Raw genomic sequence first — 14,693 nt, 5'->3', positions numbered from 1 at the left:
GGCGGGTGGCGCCGCCTAATGGAGTGTTTATGGCAGTCAAGGTCCTGGTGGTGGATGATTCCGGTTTCTTCCGCCGCCGCGTTTCGGAAATCCTCTCGGCGGACCCGACGATCCAGGTGGTCGGCACCGCGACCAACGGCAGGGAAGCGATCGACCAGGCACTGGCGCTCAAACCCGATGTCATCACCATGGACTACGAAATGCCCATGATGGATGGCATCACCGCCGTGCGGCACATCATGCAGCGCTGCCCGACGCCGGTGTTGATGTTCTCCTCGCTGACCCATGAAGGCGCCCGGGTCACCCTCGACGCGCTGGATGCCGGTGCGGTGGATTACCTGCCCAAGAATTTCGAAGACATCTCGCGCAACCCAGAGAAGGTCAAGCAGTTGCTGTGCGAGAAGGTACATACCATCTCGCGCAGCAACCGCCGTTTTGGCGGCTATACCAGCCACGCGCCGGTCAGCGCACCGGCGCCGGCCGCCAGCCATGCACCCGCCAGCAGCCTGGCCAGCGCCGCGCCGGTCCGTCCTGCCGCGCCTGCCCGTGCGGCGGCGCCGGCAGCAGCTGCGGCGCATGCCCCGGCTCCCAAGCGCAAGCCTTACAAGCTGGTGGCGATCGGTACCTCCACCGGCGGCCCGGTCGCCCTGCAGCGGGTGCTGACGCAGTTGCCGGCGAGTTTCCCCGCACCGATCGTGCTGATCCAGCACATGCCCGCCGCGTTCACCAAGGCATTCGCCGAACGCCTCGACAAGCTGTGCAAGATCAGCGTCAAGGAAGCCGAGGACGGCGACATGCTGCGCCCGGGCCTGGCGCTGCTGGCCCCAGGCGGCAAGCAGATGATGATCGACGGCCGTGGCACGGTGAAGATTCTGCCGGGCGACGAGCGCCTGAACTACAAGCCGTGCGTGGACATCACCTTCGGCTCGGCGGCCAAGTCCTATGGCGACAAGGTGCTGTCGGTGGTGCTCACCGGCATGGGCGCCGATGGCCGTGAAGGCGCGCGCCTGCTCAAGCAGGGCGGCAGTACCGTGTGGGCCCAGGATGAGGCCAGCTGTGTGATCTACGGCATGCCCATGGCCATCGTCAAAGCCAACCTGGCAGACGCGGTGTACAGCCTGGATGAAATCGGCAAACACCTGGTCGAGGCTTGTGTCTGATGGATGTGCTCAGCCTGATTGGCCTGATCCTGGCGTTCGTCGCCATCGTCGGCGGCAACTTCCTTGAAGGTGGCCACGTCGGTGCCTTGCTCAATGGCCCGGCGGGTCTGATCGTGCTCGGTGGTACCCTGGCGGCGGCACTGCTGCAGTCGCCACTGTCGGCGTTCAAGCGCGCGTTGCAGATCCTGCGCTGGATCTTCTTCCCGCCGCGGGTCGACCTGGCCGGTGGGATCGACCGGGTGGTCAACTGGAGCCTGACGGCGCGCAAGGAAGGCCTGCTCGGCCTGGAAGGCGTGGCCGATGCCGAACCCGACCCGTACGCCCGCAAGGGCCTGCAACTGCTGGTCGATGGTGCCGAGCCGGAATCGATCCGCAGCATCCTCGAAGTCGACTTCCTGACTCAGGAAAGCCGTGACATCCAGGCCGCCAAGGTGTTCGAGAGCATGGGCGGCTACGCCCCGACCATCGGTATCATCGGTGCGGTCATGGGCCTGATCCATGTCATGGGCAACCTGGCCGACCCTTCGCAGCTGGGCAACGGCATTGCCGTGGCATTCGTCGCCACCATCTACGGCGTGGCCAGTGCCAACCTGATCCTGCTGCCGATCGCCAACAAGCTCAAAGCCATCGTCATGCGCCAGTCGCGCTACCGCGAGATGCTGCTCGAAGGCCTGTTGTCGATCGCCGAGGGTGAGAACCCGCGCTCGATCGAGTTGAAGCTGCAAGGCTTCATGGAGTAAGCCATGCGCCGTCGCCGTCATACCGAGGAGCACGAGAATCACGAACGCTGGCTGGTGTCGTACGCCGACTTCATTACCTTGCTGTTCGCCTTTTTCGTGGTCATGTATTCGATCTCCTCGATCAACGAGGGCAAGTACAAGGTCATTTCGCAAGCGCTGCTCGGGGTGTTCAACGACCCTGAGCGGAGCATGAAGCCGATCCCGATCGGCGATGAGCAGCCGCTCAGCGTGAAACCGGCAGAACCCTTGATCAAGGACAGCGAGCAGACCGATGCGGGCCTGGCCCAGACCAACGTCGACCCGTTGAAGACCATCAGCGACGACGTGCGCGATGCCTTCGGCGACCTGATCAAGTCCGACCAGATGACCGTGCGCGGCAACGAGCTGTGGGTGGAGATCGAACTCAACTCGTCCTTGCTGTTCGGCAGTGGCGATGCCATGCCCAGTGACCAGGCATTCACCATCATCGAGAAAGTCGGCAACATACTCAAACCGTTCGCCAACCCGGTGCATGTCGAGGGCTTCACCGACAACCTGCCGATCCGCACGGCGCAGTACCCGACCAACTGGGAGCTGTCGGCGGCGCGGGCGGCGAGCATCGTGCGCCTGCTGGCCATGGAAGGGGTCAACCCGGCGCGCATGGCCTCGGTGGGTTACGGCGAGTACCAGCCGGTGGCCAGCAACGACACCGCCGAAGGGCGTGCGCGCAATCGCCGCGTCGTGCTGGTGATTTCCCGCAACCTCGAAGTGCGCCGCAGCCTGACCGGCTCGGGCAGTGCCAATGCCACCCCGGACGCAGCGTTGCGCCGTGCTGGCACACAAAGTGCACCGCCAGCGGGAAGCAGTAACTGAGTCAATTCTCTGTCGCTGCGTCGTCGTACTTGCGCGGCGCGGTCTTTGTGGGAGCGGGCTTGTCCCGCGAATGAGGCAGCGCGATTGATGGCACGGGCCATGCCCGTGTTCGCGGGACAAGCCCGCTCCCACAAGGGACGGCGCACATTCAATGAGTCATGAGTTGTCCTATGAGAGTCTGGGCAGTAGCCAATCAGAAAGGTGGTGTCGGCAAGACCACCAGCACCATCGCCCTGGCCGGCCTGCTGGCCGAGGCGGGCAAGCGCGTGGTCGTCGTCGACCTCGACCCGCATGGCTCGATGACCAGCTATTTCGGGCACAACCCGGATGCCCTGGAGCACAGCTGCTACGACCTGTTCCTGCACAAGGGCAGCGTGCCCGAAGGCCTGCCGGGGCAGTTATTGCTGCCCACCAGCGATGAGCGTATTTCGCTGCTGCCGTCGAGTACCGCATTGGCGGTGCTGGAGCGTCAGTCGCCAGGGCAGAGTGGCCTGGGCCTGGTGATCGCCAAGAGTCTGGCGCAGTTATGGCAGGATTTCGACTTTGCCCTGATCGACAGCCCGCCATTGCTCGGCGTGCTGATGGTCAACGCCCTGGCTGCCAGCCAGCAGCTGGTGATCCCGGTGCAGACCGAGTTTCTGGCGGTGAAGGGACTGGAACGCATGATCGGCACCTTGGCCATGATCAACCGCTCGCGCAAGCAGGCGCTGCCCTACCAGATCGTGCCGACCCTGTTCGACCGCCGTACCCAGGCTTCGCTTGGCACCCTCAAGGTGTTGCGCGATACCTATGAACACCAGGTGTGGCAGGGCTACATCCCGGTCGACACGCGCCTGCGCGATGCCAGCCGCAATGGTGTCACGCCGTCTCAATTCGATGGCAAGAGCCGCGGGGTGATCGCTTACCGCGCGCTGCTCAAGCACATGCTCACCTACAAGCCGGCCGCGCAGGTGGTTTCATGAACCGGCCTGTCGGCACCAGACCACAACTGGCCCTGCAGTCGTACCTCGATGGGCTGTTGCAGGAGGCCACCGAGGCCGAGGATATCCTCGACCTGCCAACGCCTGCCCAGGCGCCCACGGGCAATGACGAATTCGCCGCCGCCGTGCGCGAAGAGCAGGCGCGGGATGCTCGCCAGCCAACTGCCGCAGCCAGGCCTTTTGCCGAGCCGCAGTTGAAGGTGCTGCCAGCCGTGCTGCCGGTAGAGCAGCCGGTGGTGGCCGTGGTCGAGACTGAAGTGGTGGCAGAGGCCAGCATCCCGGTGCTGACCGAGGTGCCAGCGCCAGAGCCGGTCGCACCCCTGGTGGACGTGCACCTGCCAGCGGCAGGCATGGCCGACACGCCGGCCCCGCCGGCCAGCGTCGATGGCCGCCCGGCCTGGGCTGCCGAGCCGTTCGAGTGCCTGTTGTTCGACGTCGCCGGGCTGACCCTGGCGGTGCCGCTGGTTTGCCTGGGTTCGATCTACAGCCTGGAAGGCCAGGAGCTGACACCGCTGTTCGGCCAGCCAGACTGGTTCCTGGGCATCCTGACCTGCCAGGCCGGCAACCTCAAGGTGCTGGACACCGCGCGCTGGGTCATGCCCGACCGCTACCGCGACGACTTCCGGCAAGGCCTGAATTACGTGATTTCCGTGCAGGGCTACGAATGGGGCCTGGCGGTGCATCAGGTCAGCCGCTCGCTGCGCCTGGACCCCGCCGAGATCAAGTGGCGCAGCCAGCGTGGCCAGCGCCCCTGGTTGGCCGGCACGGTCATCGAACACATGTGTGCACTGCTCGACGTTGCCGAACTGGCCGAGCTGATCGCCAGCGGCGCGGTCAAGCAGTTGCATGCCAAACAGAAATGACACCGAACACAACCGCCAACAGCGGATTTAGAGGGCTAGGGGAATGAAAAAGTCGTCTGCGCAAGGTTCTGAAGATCCGATCCTGCAGTGGGTAACCTTCCGTCTGGACAACGAGTCCTACGGCATCAACGTCATGCAGGTGCAGGAAGTGCTGCGCTACACCGAGATCGCTCCGGTGCCGGGCGCGCCAAGCTACGTGCTGGGCATCATCAACCTGCGCGGTAACGTGGTGACCGTGATCGACACCCGCCAGCGCTTCGGCCTGATGCCATCGGACGTGACCGACAACACCCGCATCGTCATCATCGAGGCTGACAAGCAAGTGGTCGGCATCCTGGTCGACAGCGTTGCCGAGGTGGTGTACCTGCGTCAGTCGGAAATCGAAACGGCGCCGAACGTCGGCAACGAAGAGTCGGCCAAGTTCATCCAGGGCGTGTGCAACAAGAACGGCGAACTGCTGATCCTGGTCGAACTGGATAAGATGATGACTGAGGAAGAGTGGTCCGAGCTGGAGAACATCTGAGTTGATCTTCGAGGTGGCGGTAATCTTCCTGGCGCTGCTGTGGGCCCTGAGCCTGTGGTTCTTCCTCAACTACAGCAAGCGCCAGCGCGAGCTGGCGGCGCAGCAGGCCGTGGGCGATGCCCTGCGCGACCAGCGCATCAAGGACCTGGCCAAGCGCCTGGACGACTACCAGAACGGCACCGTGCGCATGGGTGAGGCCATCCATGAGCTGCGCGCGACCGTGGCGCCGCTGCCGGAAAAGCTTCAGCAGCTGGAGCAACGCGACCCCAGCAGCGTGACTTTCACCCAGGCCGCCAAGCTGGTGGGCATGGGCGCCAGCGTGGCGGAACTCACCGAAACCTGCGGCCTGACCCAGGCCGAGGCGGAATTGATGAGCAAGCTGCACCGCGGCGAGTGAAACACGAAGGGCGCCTGAAGGCGCCCTTCGCTTTTCTGGCTCAGTGCGCGACGCGCTACGTCAGTGATTCAGGTTGCGCCAGCCGAACCCGTTGTTGACGCGTACTATCCGTGAAACACGGAACAGTGACTGGAGCGTGTTCTGCAACTCCTCGGTCGAAACAGGGTGCAGGTCGGCCCCCAGCAGCGTGGGCGGGTTCAGCAAGGGACAACTGAACAGCTTGTAGATCTTTTTCATCTGCCGCAGTGCAGGCAGGCTATGGTCCACGGCCTGATTGAACATGCCAATGCCGGTGAGCTCGCTCAGGGCTTTGGCATAGGTGGCGATCCTGGGTGCATGGGCGCCCTTGGCCGGCCAGTGCTGATTTTGAGTGAAGAAGCCGGGCCTGGAATCGAGCTTGAGGTTCATCGTGTGAATGACCTCCATCAGGGTCGGGTTGCCCGGATGGCTACCGATCACGCTGGTGTTGTATTGCTGATGAGCGCCCCTGAACGGGTTCGATGTGGGCTGCTCCAGCAATAACCCTTCGGCGGTGGTTCGCAGCGGTACATTGCCGATCCAGTCGTTGGCTGAAGCGTCGTTGATGATGCCTGCCGCCGAAGGATGAGAGGGGGTGGCCAGCAGGTCATTGTCGATGTCCATGTACAGGCCGCCATCCTGGTACAGCGCATGATACTTCAGCATGTCGTTGGCGGCCGTCAGATGGGAGGAACCTCGCGCAGGCCCCTCCATGGCGGCATCGTAGAATGGCCTGGTGTATCCCATGTTGGTGTAGAACCTTTGTCGCTCAAGGGGAAGCACCTGCAGGTCGGGTGCGGCGACGGCCAATGCACGGGCATTGTGATTGAAGGCTGCGGCGTTCTGCTCGGACAGATAGAGGCAATGACCGTAACCGGCATCCCTGAGCAGCCTGGAGTTGCGCCCGATACGTGTGAGCATGCCGGCTGTCAGGGGCTTGTCGCCGATCCACAGGTGTACCACGCGCCTGGGAATGTGTGCCTGGTTTACCCCGGGAACCCTGGGTACTTCGATGGGCAGGCTTATTTCTACGCCGAGATTGCGCAGCGTGCTTTCGCGCATGGCATTGGTGACGAAGCGCGGGCCATCGATATCTGGCTGATAGGCACGCAATTGCGTGTGCTCCGCGACATAGCGTGTCGGCGAGGGGTGTCCGATATCGCTTGTCTTCACAAAAGCGTCGGTCTCCAGCTCATACAGCCAATGCGTTGCCGGGTCGCGTACATCCACGAGCGTGTCCATGCCGACGTGCGTGGTCTGGCGGCTGATCAGCATTTGCCGCGGGGGGGCGGGAAGTGGCTCGACGGGGACCGGCTGTTCGAAGAATGCCTTGAAGTTGTCACCGGTCCAGCGCGGCCTGGGTGCCCTTGTCGGGCTGAGCGGATAGCCGATCTGGCCATTGATTCTGCCAGGAGCTACGAATCCATCGAATTGTGTCCGGAAAACCTTCTTGCTGGCGGACCACACATTGTCAGCCAACGGCAGGGCACACAGTGCTCCAAACGCGACGTTCAGGGCACCATCGGTTTTTTCTTCAAGATTCTTGCCATTGATGACTTCATCCAGGCCCAGGCCGAGCTGGGCGATTCCGCCAATGGCAACCACCCATCCCAGGCCAGGCACCACCAAGGTCAACGGGGCAAGCAGGGTCATCGTCTGATTCAGGTAGCCTCGCCATCTGGCCTTGATGACATCGCTGTTGGTCGTGATCAGAAACCGGGCATCGTCGTAGCTTCGCTGCCGTAGCCGCGAGGTGATGTGGCTGAACAGGCCGTCGGTTATCAGCGGGCTGTATTCGTCGACCTTGTGATTGATGTACTGCGTTGACCAGCCGCTGGCCGGGATGACCAGGTTGTTGACATACAGGAAGCGCGGCCCCTGGTAACTGGCCAGCCCTTTGAGGGTATCTTCCAGCCCTGTGTAGCCGAGCCCGGTTGAAAAGTCCTGGAGGCGAAAGTGCGTCAGCAATGATTTGCGCTTTTCGCTGTCCTTGCACTGTTGCACCAGCCAGGCTTTCATCGCGCTGGTGTTCTCGAACTCGTGCAAAGGCGATGAATTGCCGGGTACGTAGAGCAAGGTCAGCCCAGAGCTCCGATCCGTAAGGCACGGGATATCGGTGGCTACATAGCCGTAGATGTTGAGCATGCGTGTTTCGACGGTGTCAGCGTGCGCTGGCGAGGCGTCACCATCAGCTGCGATGCCAATCGCCCGCCAGGCCAGGTCGCAACCTGCTTCGCTCAGGCTGCCTTCCTCGACCTGCTTGTTGCAGGCCGCGAGAAAGTTCACCTGGGACAGCGTCGCGTAATCATCGAACTTGTGTTGCCAGTAGTGGTCGAGGCTGGCGATGTACTCATCGTGCAGATCCAGATCCCAGATGAACGTCTGAAATGCATGTGTATCGGTGGCGATCTGAGTTTGCTGGGTATACCGCATGGGCTGCGTCTTGTGGAACACGCCTTGATAGACGGCGTAATCATCCAGCGTGCCGAACAGACCGCCCTGCGGAAGCTCATCGACGATCTGCACGTGCCCTTGGGCAAACGCCCTGGCCCAGCTTTCCTGAGGCAGGCTCCAGTCGCGCAGAAGCCCGAGAAAGTCGAGCACACCATAGGTGCTCGGCGCAATGTGTTGCAGGTTGTCGGGCTGCTCTTGCCACTTTGACAACACCGCCTGGCCTAGGGGTAGCTGCTCGACGACCTTGGCAATCCAGCCTCCCTCAGGGTTGGGCTTGTAATGCAGGGTCACCGCCACGGCGGTGTCGGGATCGAAGTCTGAACCCTGGGCCTTGGCCCACTCCCGTATGCGTTTGATGCTGAGCCGATCGGGGCGCGGGATATGGGTGAGGTGATCGCGTGCGTGCTGGATCCCGGATGGGTGCAATTGAGTCGTCATGTGCTGACCTGCCATTGTCGTGGGGCCTGCATGATGGACGCAGGCCCGATGCCGCAAGGGGTATGTATGTACTCAGGTCGTGGCCCAGGAATGGTTGCCGCCGACCTTGACCAGGCGGTTCAGCGGTAGCAGGTTGCGCAATGCCTGTTGGTAATGGTCAAGTGTGATGAACTGCCATGAGTGGATGCGCGGCATGTTGTACAAGCTCATGATCTGGCGCAGGGTGCGCAGAACCGGCAGGCGTTGATCGACAACATGGGTGAGCAGGTCAGGCCCTGTCAGGTAGCTCAGGCGCCTGGCGTAGCGATAGAAGCCAGCAGGGTCTTCGGCCAGGCTCGGCTTACTGTCGTAGAAATCCTGATTGGTCTGATAACGAGCGAGCATTTCCTCGGAAATTGCCTCGAGCGTGGGGTTGCCTGCATGGCTGCCGATCACGCTGGTGTTGTAGAGGCAGTTCATGCTCATTTTCTCGTTGGACATCGGGGGCGGCAGCAGCAGGCCATCCGGGGCGGTGAGCAGTGCAACCTGATCGAGCGCTTCACCAGGGTTGCCGACGGGGTGCCCGTCGACGACCAGGCGTGGTTCGCCCGCTGCCAGCAGGTAGTCGTCCACATCCATGTACAGCCCACCTTCATGGTGCAGCATGGGGTAACGCAGGACGTCGGAAGCTGAGGCGAAGTTGCACGCCACCCCGCCGTTGCCGTCCAGCGCGGCCTGATACTGGGCGTAGTATCGGCCTTGCTGGAAGGTGCGGAAGAAGGTTTGCTCTTCCAGCGGCAGCACCTGCAGGCCCGGGGCGTGCTCGGCGAGGAGGCGCAGGTTTTCGGCGTAGGCCGATGGCGACTCAGCAGAAAGAAACAAACGGATAGCGTAGGCACTGTCGTTGGCGCGTGCGGCATTGCTTGCCAGGTTGGCGATCAGCGACGGGTCGATCACCTTGTCGCCAACCCAAAGGCAAGAGATCGTTTTCGGGATTGCCTGGCTGCTCTCGTCCGGCACCAGAGGAAAATCCACCGGCAGTGGCAAGTCGACGCCCAATGCCCGAAGGGTGCGCATGCGTGTGGCGTTGCTGACTTCCCGACCGGTACCTGCCGGCACCAGATCGCGGCTGCCAGGGCGGGCGATGTAGGCAATCGGGTCGACGTCATTGAGTGCGTGTTGCTGAATGAAGGCGTCTCGCTCCATGTCGTAGATGACGCGTGCGTTGTAGGTATTGATACGCGCGTCGAGGTTATCTGGTGTGCCATCGTAGCGAGGGACCCGTATCACCGAGTCGGCCACAGCTTGATCGCCTTCCGGCAATGGCGGGATAGGGTCAGGGATATGAAAGTAGGGCGCGATATCGACGTCTGGCAGGTGCGGCGGTGAAAGCGGGCTGAGCGGGTAACCGAGCTGATCGTTGAGGCGGCTTGGCACTACGAAACGGTCGCTCTTGCTTTCGAACAGTACCTTGCTGCGGGCAACCCCGTGCACGATCAGCGGCACGGCATTGAGCAGGCCCCAGGCGATGTCGGCCACGCCGTCTTGCCTGTCTTGCAGGCCCTTGCCATTGATGGCCTGGTCCAGCCCAAGGCCGAGCTGGGCGATGCCACCGAGCGCCAGCAGCGGTGCCAGGCCAGGTACCACAAGGCTCAGCGGTGCTAGCAGGTTGAGCGTGGTGTTGAGGTAGGTGCGCCAACGTGCCTTGGTGACGTCACTGTCGGTGGTGATGATGAAGTCGGCATCGTCGTAGCTGCGCTGGCGCTGCCGCTCAGCCAGGGCCTGGAACAGGTCGCCAGCGATTCTGGGGCTGTATTTACCGGGCCGATAGTTCACGTAGTCGCGGGGCGACCAGGTGCCATCGTCGTTGAAGAAGCCGTGCTCCGGCGGCAAACGATGCCTGCGGGGATATTCGCCCAGGCCTTCCAGGGCGGTATCGAGGCCACTGAAGTCCATGCCCTGGGGGCCGTCGGCCAGTCTGAAGTGCTGCCTGAGGGCCTGGCGGCTGGCGGGGGCCTTGCATTGTTGGCCAACCCAGTCCTTGAGTAGCGTCTCGCTGGCGAACTCCAACAGCGGAGCGCTGTTGCCTGGGGCGTAGAGCAGGGTCAGATCGCTACTGGCGTCGTTGATGTACAACAGGTCGGTTGCGGCATAGCCATAGATATTCAGGGTGCTCAGGCGCAGGCCTTGGCCGCGCGGCAGCAGGTCGGCGGCACGCCAGGCCAGTTGGCGTCCGGCATCGCTGAGGCTGCCTTGGGCGACCTGAAGGTTGCAGGCGGCGACGAAATTGAGCTTGCTGGACAATCGGTAGCTGTGCAGATGGTTGCGCCAGTAATCGTCCAGCATGGCTTTGAACGGCGTGTGGAAGTCCAGCGCGGCGATGAACTGTTGAAACGCTTCGGCGGCTATCGGAAGGTGCGTCGAGGCGTCGTAACGGGCGGGTTTGGTTCGCCGGAACAGACCATTGAACACTTGGTGGGCCGCGCCAGGGTGGTTGAAGGCTGGCGCTGGCAAGGTTTCGACCATGCGCAACGGGCCATCGGGCAGGGTACCGGCCCAGGAGGGCTTGATCAGGGCATCGAGCAGATCATTGCTGGATTCACCTTGCCAGTTGCCCAGCAGCGCCTGCGCCAGGCTCTGGCGCTGGGTCACTGCCGCCAGGTAGGCGCGCGGGCCATCAGCGCGGTAATGCAGGGTGACGACATCGATCTGTTCGGGGTCGAGGTCGAGGCCACGCTTGGCCAGCCACTGGCGGATCCGCCGATTGGCCTCGCGATCGGGGCGTGGCATGTTGCTCAAGTGGTCGCGGACGTACTGCACACCGCTGACGTTGATTCTGCTGGCAGACATGGGGGTTACCTTGCTCGGTTGGAGGAACGGGCAAGGCTGCGTTGTCGAGGCTCGCTGGCTGCGGTAGATATCTACAGGGATCAGCCTGGTGGCAGGCGCAATGGGTCGGGCGTGATGTCGCGCTCGGTGGCGGGCTCGTCGCTGAAGCCGACCGGAACCCGGCCGCGCAGTTGCCAGGCGAAGGCAATGATTTCGGCGATGGTCAGGTAGAGAGCTTCGGGGATTTGTTCGCCAAGCTCCAGGCGCGCCAGCAGGCGCACCAGCTCGGCGTTTTCGTAGATCGGCACTTCATGTTCGCGGGCCAGGGCCAGGATGGCTTCGGCCAGCTCGTCGTCGCCCTTGGCGGTCAGCGTGGGGGCCTGCTGGCCATCGTAATTGAGGGCGATGGCCTGGCGCGGTTGCTTGTGGGTCATGCGGTTTCATCCACCCAGCGTTGTTCCACCCGCGTGCGCGGGCCCTGTGGTGGAATGCCGGGGTGGCATTCCAGGTCGCCGACTTCCAGGCCACGCGCCAGCAGGCGTTCGCGCAGAGCGCCGAGCTGGCTGTCGATCAGCCGCGCGGTCTGCTCGCGCTCGGCCCACAGCTGGCCGGACAGACGCCCCTGGCTCAGTTGTGCCCGAACCTGCAAGGGCCCCAGTGGTGCCAGGTCGAACGCCAGGTCGATCCGCCACAGTGCCTGCAGCGGGTCTTGCGGCTCACGCTGCTGACGTTCGGCCTGCTGTTCCGGGGTTTCTTCGCGCTGCAGTTTTACTTGCAGAGGGATGAACTCCTGGCCGTGGCGGACGGGTATTTCGGTTTGCCAGGTGGTCTGCAGGTTGCCGTTATCCAGCGTGCCGGATTGCTGCAGGCTGCTCAGGGCGTGGCTCTGCAGGCGCGAGATGGCAGCGGCGGCCAGGCGCAGCAATTGCTGCAGGTCGCCTTCGTTTTCCATGGCCTGCAGCAACCGTGAGGGCAGCGGGAATGCGCCTGGCGGTGTCCTTGGGCTGACCCGGTCGAGCATGCCCAGTGCGCTGCGGGCCATGGCCGGCAGCGCCTGGGCCAGGGTGCTGGCGGCGGTCACCGGGCTGGCCTGCGCGCTGGCCGAGGCCTGCGCTACCAGCCGCACCAGTTGTGCCTTGAGGTCGGTGGCCACGCTGGCGCTGAGGCCGCCAAGCAACTTGGCCTCGAGAAAGGCGCCGCTGTTGCTCAAGGCTTGGGCGAGCGTCTTGCCGTCACTTAGCTGACGGGCATCCGGCAGGCTGGCCAGCAGGTTGCTGGCGGTGCTGCGCAGTTCACCGTCACTGCCCGGGCTGTTGGCAATCTGCTGCAGCGCGCCGAGCAGGCCGGGCAGGGAGGCCTGGCGGCCCTGCTGAGTCAGCAACTGCTGGGCGATGTTCAATTGTTCCTGGCGACCGCTGAGTGGCACGAAACGCAGCGACTGGTCACCTTGCACCAGGGCACTGAGCAGGCTACCGATCGGCAGCGGGCGCGGGCTGTCGATGGTCAACGTGGCACCGGCCTGGGCAGTGTTGAGCAGGCTGACCTGCGAGCGGAAGCTGGCCACTTCGCCCGCCGCTTGTGGCAGCGGCTGGTTGGTAAGAACCTTGCCCTGCAGCAGGGTACCGACCGGCACCTTGCTGGTATCGAGCTGGGTGAGTGTGGCGACGTTGCTGGCACTGGCTTGCTGCACCATGACGGCCAGGCGGTTGCTCTCTGGCTGGCTGATGGTGAACTGGCTGCCTTGCGCGAACGGCTGGCTGGCAGTGGCCTGGAGCTGGGTCTGGCTGCCGCTGGCCTGAATCACTTGCAGCACCAGCTGGAAGGTACTGCCGCTCTGACGCATCGCCAGCACTTCGGCCTGGGCGGTTTCGCCGGGCTTGAGCAGGCCGGGCTGCGCCTGGGTCAGGTTGAGCAGCTCGCCGGTCAGCTGGGCCTTGATCGCCTGCGGATTGATGGCGGTTTGTGCGCCGAGACTATTGATTTCAGTCATGATTGTATACAACCTGTGGAGCCCGCCCTCTTGGCAGCGTGGCAGCACATGTAATAATGCCTGCCGTCTGTCACTGCCAGTATAACGGCAGCGAGTTGGGCGACTTGAGAAGCATATAGATAAGGCGAATCCGTGACCCTTCACCTCCAAGCCGTGGGCCTGGCCTGCGAGCGCGACTGGCGCCTGTTGTTCGAGCACCTCGATTTCGAGCTGCGCCCCGGCGACATGCTGCAGATCAGCGGCCCCAACGGTAGCGGCAAGACCAGCCTGCTGCGCCTGTTGGCCGGGCTGATGCAGCCGACTGCCGGGCAGATCCTGCTGGGTGGCCAGCCGCTCGGCGAAAAGCGCCACGCTCTGGCCAGCATCCTGCTGTGGATCGGCCACGCTGCCGGTATCAAGGACCTGCTCACGGCGGAGGAGAATCTCACCTGGCTTTGTGCACTGCACCAACCGGCCACCCCTGAAGCCATCTGGTCGGCACTCGAAGCGGTCGGGCTGCGCGGTTTCGAAGACGTTGCCTGCCATACCCTGTCTGCCGGCCAGCAGCGCCGCGTGGCCCTGGCCCGGCTGCACCTGGACAGCCCGCCGCTGTGGATCCTCGACGAACCCTTTACCGCCCTCGACAAGCAGGGCGTGGCCCAGCTCGAAGTGCATCTGGCGGCCCACTGCGAACAGGGCGGCACGGTGGTGCTGACGACGCACCACACGCTGGAGTGCAAGCCGACCGGCTACCGGGAACTCAATCTGGGGCAATGGGCGGCATGAGCGTATTCATCCTGTTGCTGCGCCGTGAGGCGCGCCTGCTGTTCCGCCGCCCGGCGGAACTGGCCAACCCGCTGGTGTTCTTCGCCATCGTCGTGGCGTTGTTCCCGCTGGCGGTGGGGCCGGAAAGCCAATTGTTGCAAACCTTGTCGCCTGGATTGGTCTGGGTCGCAGCCTTGCTGTCCGTGTTGTTGTCGCTCGACGGCCTGTTCCGCAGCGACTTTGAGGACGGTTCGCTGGAGCAGTGGGTGCTGTCGCCGCATCCGCTGGCCATGCTGGTACTGGCCAAGGTGCTGGCGCACTGGATCTTTTCCGGGCTGGCGCTGGTATTGTTGGCGCCATTGCTGGCGCTGATGCTTGGCTTGCCCAGCCACTGCCTGCCGGTGCTGCTCGGCTCGCTGCTGCTGGGCACGCCGGTATTGAGCCTGCTAGGCGCTGTTGGCGCGGCGCTGACGGTCGGTCTCAAGCGCGGTGGTTTGTTACTGGCGTTGCTGATTCTGCCGTTGTATATCCCTGTATTGATCCTGGGCAGTGGTGCACTGCAGGCGGCATTGCAAAATATGCCTGCCACTGGCCATTTGCTCTGGCTCGCCAGCCTGACAGCCCTGGCGGTTACCCTGGCGCCCTTTGCGATAGCGGCCGGCCTGAAGATCAGCGTCGGCGAATAACGAGTCCCGGGCTCTCAAGCCCGGCTAATACCCTGGATGT

At 63.5% G+C, this 14,693-nt stretch carries 13 protein-coding genes; 9 read left to right on the top strand and 4 right to left on the bottom strand.

Translation table 11 applies throughout. The features are described 5' to 3' along the window. The first annotated feature begins 29 nt into the window (after positions 1–29). From C2H86_RS03790 to C2H86_RS03760, 7 genes are all read left to right on the top strand, one after another. A complete protein-coding gene (locus tag C2H86_RS03790) occupies positions 30–1,160 on the top strand; it encodes a protein-glutamate methylesterase/protein-glutamine glutaminase (RefSeq protein ID WP_159411496.1) in 1,131 nt (376 codons plus the stop codon). After that, on the top strand, positions 1,160–1,900 hold the full coding sequence (locus C2H86_RS03785; protein WP_103446507.1) for a flagellar motor protein: 741 nt from the start codon (positions 1,160–1,162) through the stop codon (positions 1,898–1,900). The genes C2H86_RS03790 and C2H86_RS03785 overlap by 1 nt, the downstream gene beginning before the upstream one ends. Before the next feature lie 3 nt (positions 1,901–1,903). Further along, positions 1,904–2,752, top strand: coding sequence for a flagellar motor protein MotD (gene motD, locus C2H86_RS03780; RefSeq protein ID WP_159411495.1), 849 nt, complete (start codon positions 1,904–1,906; stop codon positions 2,750–2,752). Positions 2,753–2,922: 170 nt separating this feature from the next. Next, positions 2,923–3,714, top strand: coding sequence for a ParA family protein (locus C2H86_RS03775; protein ID WP_159411494.1), 792 nt, complete (start codon positions 2,923–2,925; stop codon positions 3,712–3,714). Then, positions 3,711–4,595: a CheW domain-containing protein gene (locus C2H86_RS03770; protein WP_159411493.1), complete on the top strand. Its 885-nt coding sequence runs from the start codon at positions 3,711–3,713 to the stop codon at positions 4,593–4,595. Before C2H86_RS03775 ends, C2H86_RS03770 begins: the two co-directional genes overlap by 4 nt. A gap of 43 nt (positions 4,596–4,638) precedes the next feature. Continuing rightward, positions 4,639–5,118 (top strand): chemotaxis protein CheW, encoded by a 480-nt coding sequence (locus C2H86_RS03765; RefSeq protein ID WP_016393802.1) that lies wholly within the window; start codon positions 4,639–4,641, stop codon positions 5,116–5,118. 1 nt (position 5,119) lies between these two features. Continuing rightward, positions 5,120–5,515 carry a DUF2802 domain-containing protein gene (locus tag C2H86_RS03760; RefSeq protein WP_159411492.1) on the top strand — a complete coding sequence of 132 codons (396 nt, stop codon included), beginning with the start codon at positions 5,120–5,122 and terminating at the stop codon, positions 5,513–5,515. Positions 5,516–5,575: 60 nt separating this feature from the next. Here C2H86_RS03760 and C2H86_RS03755 read toward each other — a convergent pair whose 3' ends face one another. The 4 genes from C2H86_RS03755 to C2H86_RS03740 form a co-directional block, all read right to left on the bottom strand. Beyond that, entirely contained in the window at positions 5,576–8,425 is a 2,850-nt protein-coding gene (locus C2H86_RS03755; protein ID WP_159411491.1) for a dermonecrotic toxin domain-containing protein, read from the bottom strand. Positions 8,426–8,497: 72 nt separating this feature from the next. Then, positions 8,498–11,254 carry a dermonecrotic toxin domain-containing protein gene (locus C2H86_RS03750; protein ID WP_159411490.1) on the bottom strand — a complete coding sequence of 919 codons (2,757 nt, stop codon included), beginning with the start codon at positions 11,252–11,254 and terminating at the stop codon, positions 8,498–8,500. Between the two features lie 80 nt (positions 11,255–11,334). Beyond that, entirely contained in the window at positions 11,335–11,667 is a 333-nt protein-coding gene (locus tag C2H86_RS03745) for an EscU/YscU/HrcU family type III secretion system export apparatus switch protein (protein WP_159411489.1), read from the bottom strand. After that, on the bottom strand, positions 11,664–13,223 hold the full coding sequence (locus C2H86_RS03740; protein WP_159411488.1) for a flagellar hook-length control protein FliK: 1,560 nt from the start codon (positions 13,221–13,223) through the stop codon (positions 11,664–11,666). Before C2H86_RS03740 ends, C2H86_RS03745 begins: the two co-directional genes overlap by 4 nt. 132 nt (positions 13,224–13,355) lie before the next feature. On the opposite strand from C2H86_RS03740, the gene ccmA reads away from it, so the two are divergent. Both ccmA and ccmB read left to right on the top strand, forming a co-directional pair. Next, on the top strand, positions 13,356–13,988 hold the full coding sequence (gene ccmA / locus C2H86_RS03735) for a cytochrome c biogenesis heme-transporting ATPase CcmA (RefSeq protein ID WP_159411487.1): 633 nt from the start codon (positions 13,356–13,358) through the stop codon (positions 13,986–13,988). Next, entirely contained in the window at positions 13,976–14,653 is a 678-nt protein-coding gene (gene ccmB / locus C2H86_RS03730; protein WP_430738571.1) for a heme exporter protein CcmB, read from the top strand. The genes ccmA and ccmB overlap by 13 nt, the downstream gene beginning before the upstream one ends. Positions 14,654–14,693 lie beyond the last annotated feature (40 nt).

It is taken from the genome of Pseudomonas putida (assembly GCF_009883635.2).
Classification (GTDB): Bacteria; Pseudomonadota; Gammaproteobacteria; order Pseudomonadales; family Pseudomonadaceae; genus Aquipseudomonas; species Aquipseudomonas putida_W.
The sequence above is the reverse complement of the archived record's forward strand: the minus strand, read 5'-3'. Positions and strand labels throughout refer to the sequence as shown.

Excerpts from the sequence above, each read along its gene's own strand:
- C2H86_RS03790 (WP_159411496.1), top strand. The coding sequence starts at position 30 with ATGGCAGTCAAGGTCCTGGTGGTGGATGATTCCGGTTTCTTCCGCCGC.
- C2H86_RS03785 (WP_103446507.1), top strand. The coding sequence starts at position 1,160 with ATGGATGTGCTCAGCCTGATTGGCCTGATCCTGGCGTTCGTCGCCATC.
- motD (WP_159411495.1), top strand. The coding sequence starts at position 1,904 with ATGCGCCGTCGCCGTCATACCGAGGAGCACGAGAATCACGAACGCTGG.
- C2H86_RS03775 (WP_159411494.1), top strand. The coding sequence starts at position 2,923 with ATGAGAGTCTGGGCAGTAGCCAATCAGAAAGGTGGTGTCGGCAAGACC.
- C2H86_RS03770 (WP_159411493.1), top strand. The coding sequence starts at position 3,711 with ATGAACCGGCCTGTCGGCACCAGACCACAACTGGCCCTGCAGTCGTAC.
- C2H86_RS03765 (WP_016393802.1), top strand. The coding sequence starts at position 4,639 with ATGAAAAAGTCGTCTGCGCAAGGTTCTGAAGATCCGATCCTGCAGTGG.
- C2H86_RS03755 (WP_159411491.1), bottom strand. The coding sequence starts at position 8,425 with ATGACGACTCAATTGCACCCATCCGGGATCCAGCACGCACGCGATCAC.
- C2H86_RS03750 (WP_159411490.1), bottom strand. The coding sequence starts at position 11,254 with ATGTCTGCCAGCAGAATCAACGTCAGCGGTGTGCAGTACGTCCGCGAC.
- C2H86_RS03745 (WP_159411489.1), bottom strand. The coding sequence starts at position 11,667 with ATGACCCACAAGCAACCGCGCCAGGCCATCGCCCTCAATTACGATGGC.
- C2H86_RS03740 (WP_159411488.1), bottom strand. The coding sequence starts at position 13,223 with ATGACTGAAATCAATAGTCTCGGCGCACAAACCGCCATCAATCCGCAG.
- ccmB (WP_430738571.1), top strand. The coding sequence starts at position 13,976 with ATGGGCGGCATGAGCGTATTCATCCTGTTGCTGCGCCGTGAGGCGCGC.